Origin of the sequence: Roseateles sp. 22389 (assembly GCF_052044995.1) — a bacterium.
Classification (GTDB): Bacteria; Pseudomonadota; Gammaproteobacteria; order Burkholderiales; family Burkholderiaceae_C; genus Roseateles.
The window spans coordinates 48,145-63,946 of the sequence record NZ_JBQEOF010000018.1 but is presented as its reverse complement, the minus strand read 5'-3'; the positions used below and the strand labels follow the sequence as shown (position 1 = coordinate 63,946).

Annotated in this window: 17 protein-coding genes and 1 tRNA gene; 6 read left to right on the top strand and 12 right to left on the bottom strand. The window is 68.9% G+C overall.

Annotated elements, in window-relative coordinates:
- The first annotated feature begins 193 nt into the window (after positions 1–193).
- Positions 194–1,747, top strand: a complete 1,554-nt coding sequence (locus ACTJKJ_RS21205) for a tryptophan halogenase family protein (protein ID WP_440821858.1) — start codon at positions 194–196, stop codon at positions 1,745–1,747.
- Positions 1,748–1,771: 24 nt separating this feature from the next.
- Here the strand turns inward: ACTJKJ_RS21205 and ACTJKJ_RS21200 are convergent, their stop codons facing one another.
- The 6 genes from ACTJKJ_RS21200 to ACTJKJ_RS21175 form a co-directional block, all read right to left on the bottom strand.
- Entirely contained in the window at positions 1,772–2,839 is a 1,068-nt protein-coding gene (locus ACTJKJ_RS21200) for a LacI family DNA-binding transcriptional regulator (protein ID WP_183493534.1), read from the bottom strand.
- 249 nt (positions 2,840–3,088) lie between these two features.
- A tRNA-Leu gene (locus ACTJKJ_RS21195) sits at positions 3,089–3,173 on the bottom strand.
- Between the two features lie 79 nt (positions 3,174–3,252).
- Positions 3,253–4,689: an FAD-binding oxidoreductase gene (locus ACTJKJ_RS21190; RefSeq protein WP_440821855.1), complete on the bottom strand. Its 1,437-nt coding sequence runs from the start codon at positions 4,687–4,689 to the stop codon at positions 3,253–3,255.
- A gap of 14 nt (positions 4,690–4,703) precedes the next feature.
- Positions 4,704–5,672: a 2-oxoadipate dioxygenase/decarboxylase family protein gene (locus ACTJKJ_RS21185; RefSeq protein WP_440821910.1), complete on the bottom strand. Its 969-nt coding sequence runs from the start codon at positions 5,670–5,672 to the stop codon at positions 4,704–4,706.
- Between the two features lie 127 nt (positions 5,673–5,799).
- Positions 5,800–7,302, bottom strand: a complete 1,503-nt coding sequence (gene amaB / locus ACTJKJ_RS21180) for an L-piperidine-6-carboxylate dehydrogenase (RefSeq protein WP_440821853.1) — start codon at positions 7,300–7,302, stop codon at positions 5,800–5,802.
- Positions 7,303–7,316: 14 nt separating this feature from the next.
- Positions 7,317–8,411 (bottom strand): saccharopine dehydrogenase NADP-binding domain-containing protein, encoded by a 1,095-nt coding sequence (locus ACTJKJ_RS21175; protein ID WP_440821851.1) that lies wholly within the window; start codon positions 8,409–8,411, stop codon positions 7,317–7,319.
- A 213-nt stretch (positions 8,412–8,624) separates the two neighbouring features.
- Between ACTJKJ_RS21175 and ACTJKJ_RS21170 the strand changes: the two genes are divergently transcribed.
- From ACTJKJ_RS21170 to ACTJKJ_RS21155, 4 genes are all read left to right on the top strand, one after another.
- Positions 8,625–9,110, top strand: a complete 486-nt coding sequence (locus tag ACTJKJ_RS21170) for an Lrp/AsnC family transcriptional regulator (protein ID WP_440821849.1) — start codon at positions 8,625–8,627, stop codon at positions 9,108–9,110.
- A gap of 182 nt (positions 9,111–9,292) precedes the next feature.
- Positions 9,293–9,427, top strand: coding sequence for a hypothetical protein (locus ACTJKJ_RS21165; protein ID WP_255488915.1), 135 nt, complete (start codon positions 9,293–9,295; stop codon positions 9,425–9,427).
- Positions 9,428–9,458: 31 nt separating this feature from the next.
- Complete coding sequence (locus ACTJKJ_RS21160; RefSeq protein ID WP_440821847.1) at positions 9,459–9,692, top strand: hypothetical protein; 234 nt, start codon at positions 9,459–9,461, stop codon at positions 9,690–9,692.
- 67 nt (positions 9,693–9,759) lie between these two features.
- Positions 9,760–10,338 carry an NnrU family protein gene (locus ACTJKJ_RS21155; protein ID WP_440821845.1) on the top strand — a complete coding sequence of 193 codons (579 nt, stop codon included), beginning with the start codon at positions 9,760–9,762 and terminating at the stop codon, positions 10,336–10,338.
- Between the two features lie 51 nt (positions 10,339–10,389).
- Here the strand turns inward: ACTJKJ_RS21155 and ACTJKJ_RS21150 are convergent, their stop codons facing one another.
- The 4 genes from ACTJKJ_RS21150 to ACTJKJ_RS21135 all read right to left on the bottom strand — a co-directional run bounded on the left by ACTJKJ_RS21150 (position 10,390) and on the right by ACTJKJ_RS21135 (position 13,282).
- A complete protein-coding gene (locus tag ACTJKJ_RS21150) occupies positions 10,390–11,286 on the bottom strand; it encodes a hypothetical protein (protein WP_440821843.1) in 897 nt (298 codons plus the stop codon).
- Positions 11,287–11,313: 27 nt separating this feature from the next.
- A complete protein-coding gene (locus tag ACTJKJ_RS21145) occupies positions 11,314–12,195 on the bottom strand; it encodes an ABC transporter ATP-binding protein (RefSeq protein WP_297386854.1) in 882 nt (293 codons plus the stop codon).
- Positions 12,192–12,542 (bottom strand): GntR family transcriptional regulator, encoded by a 351-nt coding sequence (locus tag ACTJKJ_RS21140; protein ID WP_091731914.1) that lies wholly within the window; start codon positions 12,540–12,542, stop codon positions 12,192–12,194. The genes ACTJKJ_RS21145 and ACTJKJ_RS21140 overlap by 4 nt, the downstream gene beginning before the upstream one ends.
- A gap of 146 nt (positions 12,543–12,688) precedes the next feature.
- Positions 12,689–13,282, bottom strand: a complete 594-nt coding sequence (locus ACTJKJ_RS21135) for an NADAR family protein (protein WP_440821908.1) — start codon at positions 13,280–13,282, stop codon at positions 12,689–12,691.
- Between the two features lie 442 nt (positions 13,283–13,724).
- On the opposite strand from ACTJKJ_RS21135, the gene ACTJKJ_RS21130 reads away from it, so the two are divergent.
- On the top strand, positions 13,725–14,138 hold the full coding sequence (locus ACTJKJ_RS21130) for a hypothetical protein (RefSeq protein ID WP_297386526.1): 414 nt from the start codon (positions 13,725–13,727) through the stop codon (positions 14,136–14,138).
- A 37-nt stretch (positions 14,139–14,175) separates the two neighbouring features.
- Here ACTJKJ_RS21130 and ACTJKJ_RS21125 read toward each other — a convergent pair whose 3' ends face one another.
- On the bottom strand, positions 14,176–14,766 hold the full coding sequence (locus ACTJKJ_RS21125) for a hypothetical protein (protein WP_297386528.1): 591 nt from the start codon (positions 14,764–14,766) through the stop codon (positions 14,176–14,178).
- A 280-nt stretch (positions 14,767–15,046) separates the two neighbouring features.
- Complete coding sequence (locus ACTJKJ_RS21120) at positions 15,047–15,799, bottom strand: hypothetical protein (protein ID WP_440821841.1); 753 nt, start codon at positions 15,797–15,799, stop codon at positions 15,047–15,049.
- Between the last annotated feature and the right edge of the window lie 3 nt (positions 15,800–15,802).

The window sequence follows — 15,802 nt, the reverse complement described above, 5'->3', positions numbered from 1 at the left end:
TGATCCGGGGTTGTTCTTGTAGTTTCGATACATCGTAGGAGGGCGATGACAACGCTGTCAACGGGTGGATTGACATCGTTGTCATCTTGGACCCTATCATTTACCCGTAGTCCGCCTACGAAGACCCGTGACGCCCAGGACCCCCATGGATACGGGGTTGTCGTCCACACACCACAACGACCCGGAGACCTTCATGACCCCGATCCAGGACATCCTCATCGTCGGCGGCGGCACGGCCGGCTGGCTGACCGCCGCCTTCCTCGCGCGGCAGTTGGGCACCTCGCAAGGCGGGGTGCGCATCACGCTGGTCGAGTCCAGCGACATCGGCATCATCGGCGTCGGCGAGGGGACCTTCCCGTCGATCCGCGGGACGCTGTCGGCGATCGGCATCGGCGAGGCGGAGTTCCTCCAGGCCTGCTCGGCCACCTACAAGCAGGGCATCCGCTTCGACCACTGGGTGCGGCCGCCCGGCACGCCCGGCGCCGATCACTACTTCCATCCGTTCAGCCAGCCCAGCCAGCGTCCCGGCGCGCCGGAGCTGCTGCCGTACTGGCTCGCCGGCGAGGCCGGGTCGACGCGCGCGTTCGCCGAGGCGGTCACGCTGCAGAAGGCCGTCGCCGACGCGCGGCATGGACCGAAGCGGGCCGCCGACGGCGACTACCTCGGGCCGCTGAACCATGCGTATCACTTCGACGCGGGCCGCTTCGCGACCTTGCTCGCCACGCACGGCCAGGCCCTGGGCGTGCGACGCGTGATCGCGACGGTGGATCGCGTCGACCTCGATGAACAGGGGGCGATCGCCGCGGTGCACACCCGCGAGGCCGGCACGCTGACGGCCGGGCTCTACATCGATTGCAGCGGCTTCCGCGCCCGGCTCATCGGCGAGGCGCTGGGCTCGCCGTTCCGCTCGATGCGCGACGTGCTCTTCGTCGACCGTGCGCTGGCGATGCAGGTGCCGTACGCGCGGCCCGAGGCGCCGATCGCCTCGTACACGATCGCGAGCGCGCAGGAGAGCGGCTGGATCTGGGACATCGGCCTGCAGGAGCGCCGCGGCATCGGGCATGTCTACAGCAGCCGCCATTGCGACGACGCCGATGCCGAGCGGGTGCTGCGCCGCTACATCGGCCCGGCGTCCGACGGACTGACGCCGCGGCGGCTCACGCTGGACATCGGTTATCGCGAGACGCACTGGGTGAAGAACTGCGTCGCGGTGGGCCTGGCGGGCGGCTTCCTGGAGCCGCTGGAATCGTCCGGCATCGGGCTGATCGAGACCGCCGCCTACCTGATCGGCCAGCTGTTCCCGTTCAACGGCGACACCGCGCCGGTCGCGCGCCACTTCAACGCGTTCATGAAGGCGCGTTATGAGCGCATCGTCGACTTCATCAAGCTGCATTACGGCCTGACGCAGCGCACCGATACCGCGTTCTGGCGCGACAACGCGGATCCGGCGTCATTCACCGATTCGCTGAAGGAAAAGCTGGCGATGTGGCGCTGCCGGCCGCCGCAGCGGCTGGACTTCATCACCGACGTCGAGATGTACCTGCCCGCGAGCTGGCAGTACGTGCTCTACGGCATGGAATTCAAGACCGAGCCCGGCGCGTGGATGGCGCCGCTCCATCGCGGCGAGGAAGCGCGGCGGGAATTCGCGGCGATCGCGCAGCTGGGGGCGCATGCGCTCCGGGACCTGCCGCCGCATCGGACCTTGATCGAGCAGATCCTCGCGCGCGCGGATCAGCGAGCCGCCTGATCGGGCGGCGGGTCCTCCGGGCGCTCAGCCGGACTTCTTCGCGCGCGGCGCCGCCTTGGCGCCCAGCACGGCGGTGGAATCGCGCACGACCAACTCGTGCGGCAGCACGTGGTGCTTGAGCTTGGCGGGCGTCGCGGCATCGGCGTCGCGCGGCGCGCCGATCAGCAGGTCGACCGCGGCGCGCGCCATGTCGTCCATCGGCTGGCGCACCGTGGTCAGCGGCGGCCAGACGCGCGCCGCCGCCGGCGTGTCGTCGAAGCCCGCGATCGAGAGGTCGCCCGGCACCGACAGGCCCAGCCGCTGCGCCGCGGCCAGCACGCCCAGCGCCATGTCGTCGTTGCTCGCGAACACGGCCGTCGGGCGTTGGCGCCGGCTCAGCAGCTGGTAGGCGGCTTCAACGCCCGCGTCGAAGGTGAAGTCGCCCTGCACCACCAGGTCCTTGTCCAGCGCGATCCGGTGCGCCTTCAGCGCCGCCAGGTAGCCCTGGTAGCGGCGCTTGGACGCGACCTGGTCCTTCGCACCCTTGATGATCGCGATCCGCGTGTGGCCGAGGCTGATCAGCAGGTTGGTGATCTCCTCGGCCGCATGCACGTCGTCCATGCGGACGCTGGGATGGTCGGGCTCGTCAGCCGCGGGCGAGATCAGCACGCATGGCGTGTGGCTCTCGCGCAGCGCGGACAGCACCTGCGGGTTGTCGCACAGCGGCGGGGTCAGGATCATCCCGTCCGGCCGCAGCGCCGACACCATGCGGTCGACCTGCATCGCCAGGTCGGGCGCGTCGTTGTGGAGGGATTCGACCACGAGGTGGTAGCCAGCCTCGCGGCAGCGCAGCGTCGCGCCCTGCTGAACACCGCCAACGAAGGCCGCCGAGGGGTCGTAGTACAGCAGGCCGATCAGGAAGGAGCGCCCGCCCGCCAGGCTGCGGGCGGATTGCTTGGGACGGTACTTGAGGTCGGCCACGACCTTGAGCACCGCCTCGCGGGTTTCGGAGTGGACACCCGGCTCCTGGTTCAGCACCCGGGAAACCGTCTTGATGGAAACGCCAGCTTCGCGAGCGACGTCGATGATGGTGGCGGGTTTCGGTGGCGGCATGGCGGTGGGGAAAACTCGCCTGACTGTGCCATATCGGAGGGGGCGCAGCGGGAAGGGACTGCCCGCGATTCTGGGGGGCCGCATTCAGGCGCGAGCAGCGCTGATCGCGGAGAGGACTCGGTCACGCTTCGCGCGACCCCGGTTTGGACCAACGGTCCAAACCATTCGAGTCCTCCCGTGATGTCCACTGGACATCACTTCCTGGGCGGAAGAATGAGAAAAGCCGGCTCATGGCCGGCTTTTTAGATTTGGTGCCCAGGAGAGGACTCGAACCTCCACGGAGTTACCCGCTAGTACCTGAAACTAGTGCGTCTACCAATTCCGCCACCTGGGCTTTCAGGATTTGTCTTCGCGTCAACTGCGTTGTAGCGAAGAATTGGACTGTAGCACGGTTTTGGAAACTGACAAGCAGTTCAGCCGCCCCAATCCACTTTTCCCATTCGAGCGTGCGGATCCCACAACATCTGTACGCGCCGCGCCCAATCCAGCACGCCGGGTTCCACCCGCATCCAATGCGCCCGGTACGCCGCCTGCAGCTGCGGCCCCACCCCGTGCTCCGCGCTGATCGAGCCCCCCAACTCCGCCACCAGCGCGTACAGCCCATCGCGCAGGGCCAGTTCCTGTTCAGCGGTCCACTCGCCAGCGTCCACCGGCCACACCATGTTGAAGTGCATGCCGCCGTCGCCCAGGTGGCCGAAGTCCGCCAGGCGCAGCTGCGGGAAGCGCTGCGCCAGCCACTCCGCCCCGCGCGCGCGAAAGCGCATGAAGTGCCGCCGCGGCAGCGAGAGATCCAGGCCGATCACCTTGCCCTGCGCGCGCAGCCCTTCGCTGATGCGATGACGCAGGCCCCAGATCGCCTCGTCGGCGTCGAGCACGGCATCGCGCACCCGCCCGGTCTCGAACTCCTGCTCGAGCCAGCCCTGCAGCAACCCGCCCAGCGCGAGTTGCTCGGCCGGCAATTCGCTGCTGAGCTCGATCAGCATCGCGTAGTCCGGCAACTGCCCGTCGAACCAGCGTGCCACGTCCTGGTCGTGCAGGCCGGCCTCGAGCGCCGCGCGGCTGATGCCTTCGAAGGCCGATACCAGCCCGCCCCAGCGCTGCATGACCTCGGCGTACAGCGGGAACACCTCGTCGAGCGATGACGGGGCCACCAGCGCCACCGCACGCTGACGCGGCAGCGGCGACAGCTTGATCGTGACCTCGCTCACCAGCCCCAGGCTGCCCGAGGACCCGATGAACAGCTGCCCCATCGCGAGCGCCGAGTTGTCCTTCTGCAGGCCCTGTCCGAAGCGCACGACCTGCCCCGCCGGCTCCGCCAGCACCACCTCCAGCGCGAGCGTGTTCGCGCGCACGTCGCCGTAGCGCAGCATGCGCGTGCCGCCGGTGTTGTGCGCGACCATGCCGCCGATCGAGGGATCGGCGCTGAGGTCCACCGGGAACCACAACCCGTGCGGCTCCAGGCGCTCGTTGATCTCCGACAGCCGATACCCCGACGACACCCGCAGCGTGCGGTCCAGCAGGTCGAGCTCGAAGACCTCGCGCAGCCGCTCGGTGCTGAGCAGCACCTCGCCCTGCGCGTCATCCGGCGTGCCCGCGCGGACCAGGCCGGTATGCGCGCCCTGCACCACCACCCGCAGCCCGCAGGCCGCCGCCAGCGCGAGCACACGCGCCGCCTCGTCCCGGCGGCCCGGGCGCACCAGCGCCGCCGCCTGCCCCGCCGCATAACGCGCTGGCTGCAGGTAGCGCGGCTCGATCGCCGCGCCGTCCTGCACGAAGGCCTCGCCGCAAACGGCGCGGGCTTCCGCGAGGAAGCCCGTCAGTTGGCCGCAGGCACCGGCGGCTTGCGGCAAGTCCGACGTTCCGCTCAGCACGAAGCCGCCTCGCCCGCGGTGTCCGCGTCGGTTGCCGCGCTGGCCGTCATCTTGAAGATGCCGGTCGCGTTGCCCGCGTCGAAGGCCAGGTCCAGCGCACCGGACTCGTCCAGCGGCGCGCGCTGGATGAATTCATGGAAGCTGCCCGGCACCTCCAGCATCACGCGCTGGCCGCGGTCGAGGAACTCGCGCATCACCCGCGCCGCCTTGAACGCGGTCTGGCGCACGCGCCCGGTCGCGGAGGTCTCGATCGTGTCCTTCACCGGTCGCTCCAGCGCGCGCTGCGCCGCGACGACGGCGTCGATGTCGGCCACGCGATCGGTCGCGTGGTTGAACGCGTTGCCCTCGGTCGCGATCCAGGCCATCTCGGCGGACTCGGCCAGCAGCGCCTGATAGTCGTCCGCCTCGAACAGCCCATGCTGGCGCGCGAAGCAGCCCACCAGCCGGGGCAGCAGCGCGCCCGCCGCCGCCATCGGCAGGTCGCCGTCACGCGCCAGTTGCTCCAGCACCGCCAGGTCGGCCGGCGTCAAGGGATCCCGGGAGGTCGACAGCACGCGCGTCACCGCGCCCTGGAAGCTGCCGGAGAAGCGCTCCGGATGCAGCTCGGACACGAAGAACTGCGCGATGTCCTCGGGGAAGTCGGCATGGCGCCAGGCGCGACCGGTCATCTTCAGCCGCGGCAGCGGATAGGTCGCCGCCATCGTGAAGCCCAGCGGACGCAGCACGCGCGTGATGGCGGCCTCGCCGGGCGGCAGCGCGCCGCTCGGCCACGCCACCGTGCGCAGCGCGCCATGGTCGAACACCAGTTGCAGGCCTTCGCGCTGCAGGTCGGCGACATAGGCCGCCGCCATCGGCACGCGCTGCGTGACGTCGAGGAACAGCGCCATGTTCAGCGCCTGCGCCAGCTCCGCGCGGGAGACGCGCTCCCCTGCCGCCTTCAACAGACCGGGCACGACATGCAGCCGCTCGAACGCGGCCTGCGCCGCGTCCAGGCCCAGCGCACCGCGCAGCAGCGCGAAGACGCCGCTGCCGGCGGCCTCGGCCACGCGCAGGCTCAGCGCGTTCTGCGCCTTCAGTTCTCCCGCGCGCTCAGACATCGAACTTCACGCCCTGCGCCAGCGGCAGCTCGCGCGAGTAGTTGACGGTGTTGGTGGTGCGGCGCATGTAGGCCTTCCACGCGTCCGAGCCGGACTCGCGCCCGCCGCCGGTCTCCTTCTCGCCGCCGAAGGCGCCGCCGATCTCCGCGCCCGAGGTGCCGATGTTCACGTTGGCGATGCCGCAATCGGAGCCGCTGGCGCTGACGAAGGTCTCGGCCTCGCGGATGTCGTTGGTGAAGATCGCCGAGGACAGGCCCTGCGGCACGTCGTTCTGCAGCGCGATCGCTTCGTCCAGCGTCTTGTACTTCAGCGTGTACAGGATGGGCGCGAAGGTCTCGTGCTTGACGATGTCCGTCTGCGCCGGCATGCGGACCAGCGCCGGCACCGCATAGAACGCCTCCGGATACTGCGACGCCAGCGCGCGCTCGCCACCGCTGACTTCGCCGCCCTGCTCGCGCGCGGCCTTCAGCGCCGCCTGCATCGCGTCGAAGGCGCCCTGGTCGATCAGCGGGCCGATCAGGTTGCCGGGCTCGACCGGGCTGCCGATCTTGAGCTGCGCGCGGGCGCGGTCCAGGCGGGTGACGAGCTCGTCATGGATGGACTCGTGCGCGATGACGCGGCGCGTCGTCGTGCAGCGCTGGCCGGCGGTGCCGTAGGCGCCGAACAGGATGCCGCGCACGGCCAGGTCCAGGTCGGCGCTCGGGGTCACGATGATCGCGTTGTTGCCGCCCAGCTCGAGCAGGCAGCGGCCGAAGCGCGCCGCGACACGCGGACCGACCGCGCGGCCCATGCGGGTCGAGCCGGTGGCCGAGACCAGCGCGACGCGCGTGTCGTCGACCAGCGCCTCGCCGACCGCCGCGCCGCCGATGAGGACCTGCGACAGATGCGCCGGCGCGCCCTGATAGCGGGCGACGGCCTGCTCGAACAGGGCCTGCGTCGCGAGCGCCGTCAGCGGGGTCTTCTCGCTGGGCTTCCACACGCAGGTGTCGCCGCAGACCAGCGCCAGCGCCGAGTTCCACGCCCACACCGCGACCGGGAAGTTGAAGGCCGAGATGATGCCCACCACGCCCAGCGGCAGGTACTGCTCCATCATGCGGTGGCCGGGGCGCTCGCTGGCGATGGTCAGGCCATGCAGCTGGCGCGACAGGCCGACGGCGAAGTCGCAGATGTCGATCATCTCCTGCACTTCGCCTTCGCCCTCGCTGGTCACCTTGCCGGCTTCCAGCGACACCAGGCGCGCCAGCGCGGCCTTGTTGGCGCGCAGTTCCTCGCCGAACAGGCGGACCAGCTCGCCGCGCTTGGGCGCCGGCACGGTGCGCCAGGCCAGGAAGGCCTGCTGCGCCTTGGCGATCGCGGCGGTCATGTCGGCGGCCTTGGCCTCGTGGACCGCGCCGATCACCGCGCCGTCGATCGGGCTGCGGACGGTCATGGAGCCGCCGGTGAAGGCGGCGCTCGGCACGCCCAGGGCGGCCAGCAGGTCGGTGGTGGTAGTCATCGCGGGATTCTCCTTCAGCCGATCGATTCGACCTGGCGCGACTGCTGATAGGCCTTGCCGAAGCGGTTGGCGAGGAAGTCCGGCAGCGCGACCTCTTCCTGGCGGATGAATCCGGACTGCGGCAGCTTGCCTTCGCGGAACAGGTCGACCGCGGCGCAGATGCCGGCGGCGGTGGTGATCTGGATGGCCGACAGCGGCTGCTCGCCATCGCGCTCGGCGAAGATCTTGCGGGCGAAGACCTCCTGCATCAGCACGCCGTTCTTCATGCCCGAGACCGTCACGAACACCAGGACCACGTCCTGCATCGTGGCGGGCATGCTCTTGCGCATGATGTCCTTGAGCTTCTCCTGGTCGTTCTTCAGCGCCAGGTCGTCGAGCAGGAACATCATCAGGTCGCGGTGACCCGGATAGCGGACGGTCTTGTAGTCCAGGTTGCGGACCTTGTTCTCCCAGGTCTCGCACAGCGTGCCCAGGCCGCCGGAGGTGTTGAAGGCCTCGTACTCGACGCCGTCGAGCGAGAAGTGCTCCAGGCCCTCGAGCGGCAGCGCGGAGATCGCGGCGCCGTCGTGGATGGCCTCGCAGGGATGGCAGTACTCGTTGATGAGGCCGTCGACCGACCAGGTCAGGTTGTACTTCAGCGCATTGGTGGGGAAGGCGGGCAGCGCGCCGACGCGCATCTTCACGTCCTGCAGCGAATCGAAGCGCTTGGCCAGGTGGTGCGCGACGATGCCGATGAAGCCGGGGGCGAGGCCGCATTGCGGCATGAACGCGGTCTTGGCGCCTTGGGCGATGCGCTTGATCTCCTTGGTGGCGGCCACGTCCTCGGTCAGGTCGAAGTAGTGGCAGCCGGCTTCCAGCGCCATGTGCGCGGCGGTGATCGCCAGGTGGTACGGCAGCGCGTTGACGACGACATCATTGCCGCGCAGCGCGGCGGCGAGCTGGCCTTTGTCCTCGGTGTCGACGGCCTTGGTCGCCAGGCCCTGGCCGGCCAGGTGCTTGAGCGCCGCGGCGTTCTTGTCCATCACGGTGACCTGGTAGTCGCCGCTGCCCTGCAGCAGTCGCGCGATCGTCTGGCCGATGTGTCCGGCGCCCAGCAATGCCACTTTCATGTCGTGCTCCTTGTGATCCTGGAAGAAGAGGTCCCGGCGCGCGCAGCACGCCGGAGAGATGCGATGGCCGCAGTGTCGGAACCTCTGCTGACGAAAGAAAGCGCGACTTCGACGAAAAACGCCTCTATGCTGACGATTCGTCGGCAAGATCATTCATTCCGGCGAAAACAAGGGTTTATCCCGAGCACTCCATCACGATTCGCCGAGGCCCTCATGAACGCGAAGAAGAGCGCGTCGTCGCCCTCACCCGCCACGCCGGCGACGCTGCGCGACCAGACCGACCGCGAGCTGATCGCGCTGCTGCAGGCCAATGCGCGCGCGAGCACCGCCGACCTCGCCCGCCAATTGGGCGTGGCACGCACCACGGTGGTGGCGCGGCTGGCGCGGCTGGAGGCGGAGGGCCTGATCGCCGGCTACACGGTGCGGCTGGGCGGCGAGGCAGTCGAGCGGGGCGTACAGGCCTTCGTCGGCATCACCGTGCAGCCGCGCGCGGGGCGGGAAGTCGTGAAGCGGCTCTCCCGGCTGCCGGAGCTGCGCCAGCTGGCGTCCGTCAGCGGGGAGTTCGACTACATGGCCACGCTGCGCGCCGACAGCACCGCGCGTCTGGACGCGCTGCTGGACGAGATCGGCGAGATCGAAGGCGTGATCAAGACGCACACCTCCGTGCTGCTGGCGCTGCGGGTGGACCGGAGCGCCTGAGGGCCGACGCGAACGCGGGACGGGCCACGTGACGGGAAGTGACCACCGTGACGTCGATCACGGACGGGCATGTCCTGCTCGTCAAGCCCGCGTAACGCTGTGTTTTTGACGCATTCGACAGTCAACGGCGCAAGTTGGCACGCCGTTTGCACGACATGAGCTGACAGCTCCAGGAGCGCACCATGTCGAAGCCATCCGTCACAGCCAAGCATGTCCCGCCGATCTTCCTCGGCATGAAGGCCGTCGCGATCCTCGCGGTCGCCTGGGGCGCGGTTTATCCGGCGCTGCTGTGGGGTCTGGGCGCCGTGTTGCCCTGAGCCCGGCGGCAAGCCTCGCTGGAGTTCCGCCATGAAAGCCCCCGCCCGCCTCGGCGGCGCGCACGTACCCGCGCCGCGCCCCGCGTCCGATCACCGCTGGCGCCGCGTCCTGCTGCGCGCGCTCGGCATCGCCGTCGCCCTGCTGGCGCTGCTGGCCGCGCTGGCCTGGCTCGACCATGCCGAAGGCGACCTGCGCCAGGTCCGGGCCTCGCCCGCGGCCCCCGTCCCGCCCGCATTCGCCCCGCCACCGACAACGGTCTCTTGATCCGGACCGCACTGGTGAGCCGCTCCCGGCGCGGGCATAGTCCGCGCCGACAAGGAGCGACTTCACCATGTGGGCACTGATCCTCGGATTGATCCTGTTCCTCGGACCGCATTCGGTCCGCATCGTCGCGCCGGCTTGGCGCGACGCCCGCCTCGCCGCCTGGGGCGAGCGCCGCTGGAAGCTCAGCTACACCGCCGTCTCCCTCGTCGGCCTGCTGCTCATCCTCTGGGGGTATGGCCAGGCACGGCTGAATCCGCATCCGCTCTGGGCGACGCCGCGCGGCATGAATCACCTGGCGGGGCTGCTGATGCTGGGATCGCTGATCCTGCTGGCGGCCGCCTACGTGCCGCGCAACCACCTCAAGGCCAGGCTGGGACACCCGATGGTGCTGGCGGTGAAGCTCTGGGCCCTGGGTCACCTGCTGGCCAACAACACCGTCGCGGACCTCGTGCTGTTCGGCGCCTTCCTGGTCTGGGCGGTCCTGGACTTCCGCTCGGCGCGTCGTCGGGCCGAGCCGCGCCCGCCGGCCGGCACGGCGCGCGGAACCGCCATCGTGGTGGCGATCGGCGTCGTGGTCTGGATCGTGTTCGTGGCTGGACTGCACCGCGCGCTCATCGGCGTCAGCCCGTTCCCGACCGTCGGATGAAAGAAGCCCCGCGCGCTGGCGGGGCCCCTCGAGCGCGCCCGGCGCCGCGGATCAGAGACTGCGCTTGCGCTGCAGCACCAGCAGCCAGAAGCACACGCCGGCCAGCGCCAGCCCGCCGAAGAACTGCGGATGCAGCGCCGCATGCAGGACCTGCGGCAGGCCTTCGCGGGCGAAGTCGGGGAAGCGGAACAGCATGTCGAAGAAGTCCTGCATGTCGAGCCGCCCGTCGCCGTTGGACTCGACCAGCCGGGTGCCACTCTGCACCCAGGCGCTGGCGACGCCTTCCATCTGCGTCTTGAGCAGCTGCTTCAGCGTCTGGGCGACGGGCTCGTCCTTGTAGATCTTGAGGAAGGCGCCCACGCCGATCACCAGCAGCGGCGCTCCCCAGCGCCGGAGCCAGGCCGAGGCGGCCATCAGCGCCAGCGCGATCGGCGCGATCCACAGCGACGCCAGCACCACGCCGACGACCAGCCGCAGGCTCAGCCAGAGCGTGGCCTGGAACAGCGCGGCCCACTGCGTCTGCTGCAGCGCCGAGAGGCCGAACTCCTTGAACGCCATCGCCGAGCCGACGACCACGCCACCGGCGACGCCAAGCAGCACGGCGACCGCCGGCATCAGCACGCCGTGCGCGACGATCGGCGCGCCCAGGCTCGCCGCATGGCTGCCGGGCAGCGAGGACCAGAACTCGATCGAGCGGTCCTGCTGGTCGCGCCGGGCCAGGCCCAGCAGCTGGTAGCCGGAGACGGCCATGGCCAGGGTCAGCACCAGCGCGACCGTCAGCAGGCCGGCGATCAGCGCGACCGGCTCCGGACTGGGCACGTCGATGCCGTCGACCTGGCTGAACGGCACCAGCGCCAGCAGCACCAGGATGGGCGCCAGCACCAGGCCGAGCCAGGCGCGCTTGTATTGCAGCCACTCGCGCAGCAGCAGCGTGTTGAAGAGCGTCATGGGATGTCCTTGAGGAGGGGTCGCGGGTCAGGCCGATTCCGGCGTGCGCGCCTGGATCTCGGGCTTGCGGGTCAGGGCCATGAACAGGTCCACGAGGCTGGGGCGGACGCGCTGCCCCAGGTGGGCGACCGAGTCCGGCGCGACGCCGTCGAACAGCGCGGCCGGCCGGCCCTGCACGCGGTAGCGCAGCAGCGGGTGGTTGGCCGCGACGGCCTCCGCGGCCTCCGGATCGTGCGACAGCGCGACGAAGCGCTCGTCCATCTCCGCCAGCGAGATGTCCAGCACCAGCCGGCCCTCGTCCAGCATGATCACGTCCGACAGCAGCGACTCGACCTCCTCCACCTGATGGGTGGAGATCAGCACGGAGCGCTCGCCGTCGCACCACTCGTCGATGAGCATCTCGTAGAAGCTCTTGCGCGACATCACGTCCAGGCCGAGCGTGGGCTCGTCCAGGATCATGAGCTTCGCGTCGATGGCCGCGACCAGTGCCAGGTGCAGCTGGGTGACCATGCCCTTGGACAGGTGCTTGACCTTGTCGTTCTCGCCGACGGAGGTGCGGCGCAGCAGCTGGCGCGCGCGCTCGGTGGAGAAGCGCGGCTGCAGGCCGGCCATCAGGCGGATCAGTTCCGACACCCGCGCCCAGCTGGGCAGGACGGCGACGTCGGGGATGTAGCAGAGCGAGGTCAGCAGCCGGGCGCGGTCCGCATGCGGGTCCAGGCCCAGCACGCGGAGCTGGCCGGTGGGCTGCTTCAGGCCGACCAGCGTCTTCATCAGCGTGGTCTTGCCGGCGCCGTTGTGGCCGAGCAGGCCGACGACGCGGCCCGCCGGGATGGAGAAGGTCAGGTCCTGCAGGGCCGCCTTGCGGCCGTAGTGGAGGCTCAGGTGGCTGGCCTCGATGAGCGTCTTCATGCGTCCTCCCAATTCAGGTCCTGGGGGCGGAGGCCCAGGCGGCGAAGTTTCTCCCGCAGGCGGGGCCATTCCTCCTGGAGGAACTGCTCGCGCTCGCTGCGCAGCAACCGGACGCGGGCGCCGTCGCGGACGTACATGCCCAGGCCGCGGCGGCTCTCGACCAGGCCCTCGTCCACGAGGGCCTGCAGCGCGCGGCTGACGGTCAACGGATTGATGAGGTACTGGCTGGCGAGCGCGCGCACGGATGGCAGCGCCTCGCCCTCGGGGGGATCGCCGTCCAGCAGCTGCGACGCGAGGCGGTCGGCGAGCTGCTGATAGATCGGCGCTTGATCGTTCCAGCTGTGCATGACGCGAGGCGCCGGAGCGCCGGTGTGTTGCTGATGTAGCACACCATATCAACCGGCCCCGGCCCGCCCCCAGCGGGGGGCGACAGACTGCAGAAATGGGGGGATGAAGCGGGGAACTGGATGCCGACGCGAGGCCGTTCGCTGGCTCAGTCTCGTCCGGCGGTTGCGGGCCTGCGGTTAGACGCCAACCGCGCCCGCACTTCCATCAGGGCGAAACCCAGCAGGTTCAGGCCGCACCACGCGCGCGGATCCAACGCTCGTTCGTCGTTCGCTGCCAGGCCGATCCCCCAGATGCGGTCAACGGGACTGGCCTCGACAAGCACGCGGTCGCCCGTGGTGAGCAGGTACTCCCGCAGTACCCGGTTCTGCGAGAACTTGGCCTCGTTGGCACGCACGACGATGTCAAAACGCGCCTGTTCCCAAAGCGCTTCGTCGAAGCCCTGCACGCCTCGCCCCAGCTTCTTCGCCTCCGCAGGTGTTCGGGCTGCCAGGATGCCGGCACGGGTCTCCACGTCATCGAAGAGGCGGGCCTTCTCGGCCATCATGAAATGCTCGGCGGTCAGATAGCGCTGGCCTTCCACCTCGAAGCTCGCTTCGAACCATTGGCTGAAGCAGCCTTTACCGATGGAGCCATCGGCGTTGGGCTGATGCCCCCAGAAGAGCACGTATTTCGGCCTGGCACCGGCGTCGAGCGCGCGCAGCAAGTCGTCGACGTTATGGAGATTCGAGATGTCGGTCATGGTGCTGGCGTTGGTAGATCTGCTCTCGCGACATATCCGAAGCGCGGTCGCCGAAGCGATATTTCCGTGGCGCCTCGATGACTGGCGATCGCTCGCCATCATGGCATCCAGAACGATCAGGCGAACGGGCTCCGAATATCCATTCGCATCGGCGCTGCGGATCTGACAATCGATCAGCACTCCAGCGCTCCGGATTCAGCGAAATTCCGATGGACCGTGGCCTGTCAGGCCTTCATGCTGGTCCAGAACAGTTACCTCAATCCTTGCCCGCTCCCATCCACCCCGCAGGAGTTCTCCCATGTCCAATCACCTCAGGGATTCGTCCACTCGGTGCGGGGCCCCTGCCGCGCTGGCACAACGGCGAGCCGGGGACCGACCGCGTCAGGTTCCATACGCCACAGACGCCCTGCCAACGACGGCCATTCAGCTGCAGATACAACGAATGGCGGACAGCTATTCGCGGCACAAATACGGCTGGGCGCTAGGGCCCGCCGCAGGTCTCGCGCCGGTCCAGCGCGTCCTGCAGTCCAACAACAAGCATCGAATGCCAGCCAATGAAACCGAGCTGATCAATGACATCAACGCCCAAAACGTGACGGTGTCATCGGGTCGGACATTCCACACGACACAGGATCGGCAACAGGTTGGAGAGAGCAAGAAGTGGACGGTGACCTATAACACCAATGTGCTGGATCTCCTTGGACACAACTTCGAAGGCGACATGTCGTACGTCATCCACGCACATTACAACGTGACGGACCAGGTGACCCAGATGCATGCCAAGGACTCGGACGACGGACAGGTCCTCTTCTACATCAACGGTGCTGCCGCACGGAGTCAGATCACGGCCATTTGACGTCCTTGGCCGCCGCGGTCCGTGCGGCGCTCCTCGCTCAGTTCGCGCCACCCGCCTCCATCCGCTCACGATGAATCCGAGCACTCTGATGCTTCTCCGCCCGATTCACCGCGATCTGCTCGCCGCGCGCGATGTGCCCGTTGTGCGCCGCGACCGCTTCCTTGTGGCTGACTTCCGCTTGTCCGCGCTCCAGCTGCCCCACCTCCCGGCGAGACAGTGAGCCGTCCTGCAGTCCCGACTCGATGCGCCGCTGCTGGTTGATGTTGTGCTGCACGTCGGCCTCCATGCGCTTGGCCGATCGGGAATTCGGAGAAGCCACCTGGCCATTGCTCTCGAGCCGGTTGATGTCGGCGCTGGCCCGGTTCTGCGCGGCTCGCAGGCGAGCGCGCTCCGCGTCCGACAGATGCCCATCCTTCAGCTCCCGCGATTGCAGCTTGTCGATGCGGCCTTCCTCGCGTTCGAGCTTGCCGGCTTCCTGCACGGTCAATTCGCCGCTCTTCAATCCGTCTTCGATGCGGCGCTGTTGATTGACGTCGCGCTGCACGGTCGTGGCCGTGGACTGCGCGAAGCTTGCGCTGCACACCGCCATCAGCGCAGAGACGGCCAGCAGTCGAGCATTGAGCTTCATATCGATCCTTCCATTCCGATTCGTTGAGAAGAGAGGCCGATGGCCCCACGGCCAGTCAACGTCCCCTCCCGTGAACCAGCGGACAGGAATGCCGGTGGATACGGTCGCGAATGGGTAAAGAAGTCCGAAGAGATGAAGCCCGGGTCGACGACTGATCAAGCGCGCGTGAAGACGCGATCGCAGCTGTCCAAGTCACGTCCGCCACCGCCGGCGTCCGCGGCATGGCACCTGAGGCTTGGACTGCCAAGTCGCCTCAGGTGCCGCCATCACGGCGCCACGCTCAGGGCTGCGCGGTGACCGCGTTCAGCGACGATTCCTCGACCACTTGGCCGGCGCTGTTGGTGTGTCGCACGCGAATCACGCCGAAGCCCTTCGCGAACCACAAGGTCGACGGACCATCCTCGCCCGCCGCGGCGGTCTGGGTCTTGATCCGGCAGGTGTCGGCGAAGGTCTTGCCGGCCAGCGTCAGGGTTTCAAAGCCCTCGAAGGTCCAGGTTTCCTCCAGCGCTTCGGTGTCGGTCTGCCCGGCCTGCGGGCCGGTCAACTGCTGCACCGTGTCGGTGTACTTCAGGACCGTCGATTGGCCGGCCTGCAAGGTCAGCGGCAGCAGGAAGGCCGCGGAATGGACGGTCTTGGCCTGCGCCGTGCCGGACTCGTCGTACTCGACGAGACCCCAGAAGCGAATGCCGTTGGTCTCCGCTGACCAATAGCTCGCGGCGCTCCGGATGTCGGTGGCGCCAGCGAATTCCACGCTGCCATTGCGGGCGGCCCCGTCGAAGCTCTCGTTCACGACGAGGACCTTGCCGGAGGTGCTTCCCCCATCGGGGTCGGTCATGGTGTACGCCGTGCCGGGCGTCAGGTTGAAGCAAGCGGCCAGGGTGGGTCCGGCCGGTGCGACCGGGGCGTCCGGTGCCGGCGGCGTGGCGGGAGAGGCGTCGTCATCGCCGCCACCGCAGGCGGCCAGGACGGCGCAGAGGACGGTCGTGAGGAAAAGGTGCTTCGTGTGCGGGGCGTGGGAGCGTGCGGTCTGCATGGG

Coding starts and splice junctions, on each gene's coding strand:
- ACTJKJ_RS21205 (WP_440821858.1), top strand. CDS start 194: ATGACCCCGATCCAGGACATCCTCATCGTCGGCGGCGGCACGGCCGGC.
- ACTJKJ_RS21200 (WP_183493534.1), bottom strand. CDS start 2,839: ATGCCGCCACCGAAACCCGCCACCATCATCGACGTCGCTCGCGAAGCT.
- amaB (WP_440821853.1), bottom strand. CDS start 7,302: ATGACTACCACCACCGACCTGCTGGCCGCCCTGGGCGTGCCGAGCGCC.
- ACTJKJ_RS21175 (WP_440821851.1), bottom strand. CDS start 8,411: ATGAAAGTGGCATTGCTGGGCGCCGGACACATCGGCCAGACGATCGCG.
- ACTJKJ_RS21170 (WP_440821849.1), top strand. CDS start 8,625: ATGAACGCGAAGAAGAGCGCGTCGTCGCCCTCACCCGCCACGCCGGCG.
- ACTJKJ_RS21165 (WP_255488915.1), top strand. CDS start 9,293: ATGTCGAAGCCATCCGTCACAGCCAAGCATGTCCCGCCGATCTTCCTC.
- ACTJKJ_RS21160 (WP_440821847.1), top strand. CDS start 9,459: ATGAAAGCCCCCGCCCGCCTCGGCGGCGCGCACGTACCCGCGCCGCGC.
- ACTJKJ_RS21155 (WP_440821845.1), top strand. CDS start 9,760: ATGTGGGCACTGATCCTCGGATTGATCCTGTTCCTCGGACCGCATTCG.
- ACTJKJ_RS21150 (WP_440821843.1), bottom strand. CDS start 11,286: ATGACGCTCTTCAACACGCTGCTGCTGCGCGAGTGGCTGCAATACAAG.
- ACTJKJ_RS21145 (WP_297386854.1), bottom strand. CDS start 12,195: ATGAAGACGCTCATCGAGGCCAGCCACCTGAGCCTCCACTACGGCCGC.
- ACTJKJ_RS21140 (WP_091731914.1), bottom strand. CDS start 12,542: ATGCACAGCTGGAACGATCAAGCGCCGATCTATCAGCAGCTCGCCGAC.
- ACTJKJ_RS21135 (WP_440821908.1), bottom strand. CDS start 13,282: ATGACCGACATCTCGAATCTCCATAACGTCGACGACTTGCTGCGCGCG.
- ACTJKJ_RS21130 (WP_297386526.1), top strand. CDS start 13,725: ATGGCGGACAGCTATTCGCGGCACAAATACGGCTGGGCGCTAGGGCCC.
- ACTJKJ_RS21125 (WP_297386528.1), bottom strand. CDS start 14,766: ATGAAGCTCAATGCTCGACTGCTGGCCGTCTCTGCGCTGATGGCGGTG.
- ACTJKJ_RS21120 (WP_440821841.1), bottom strand. CDS start 15,799: ATGCAGACCGCACGCTCCCACGCCCCGCACACGAAGCACCTTTTCCTC.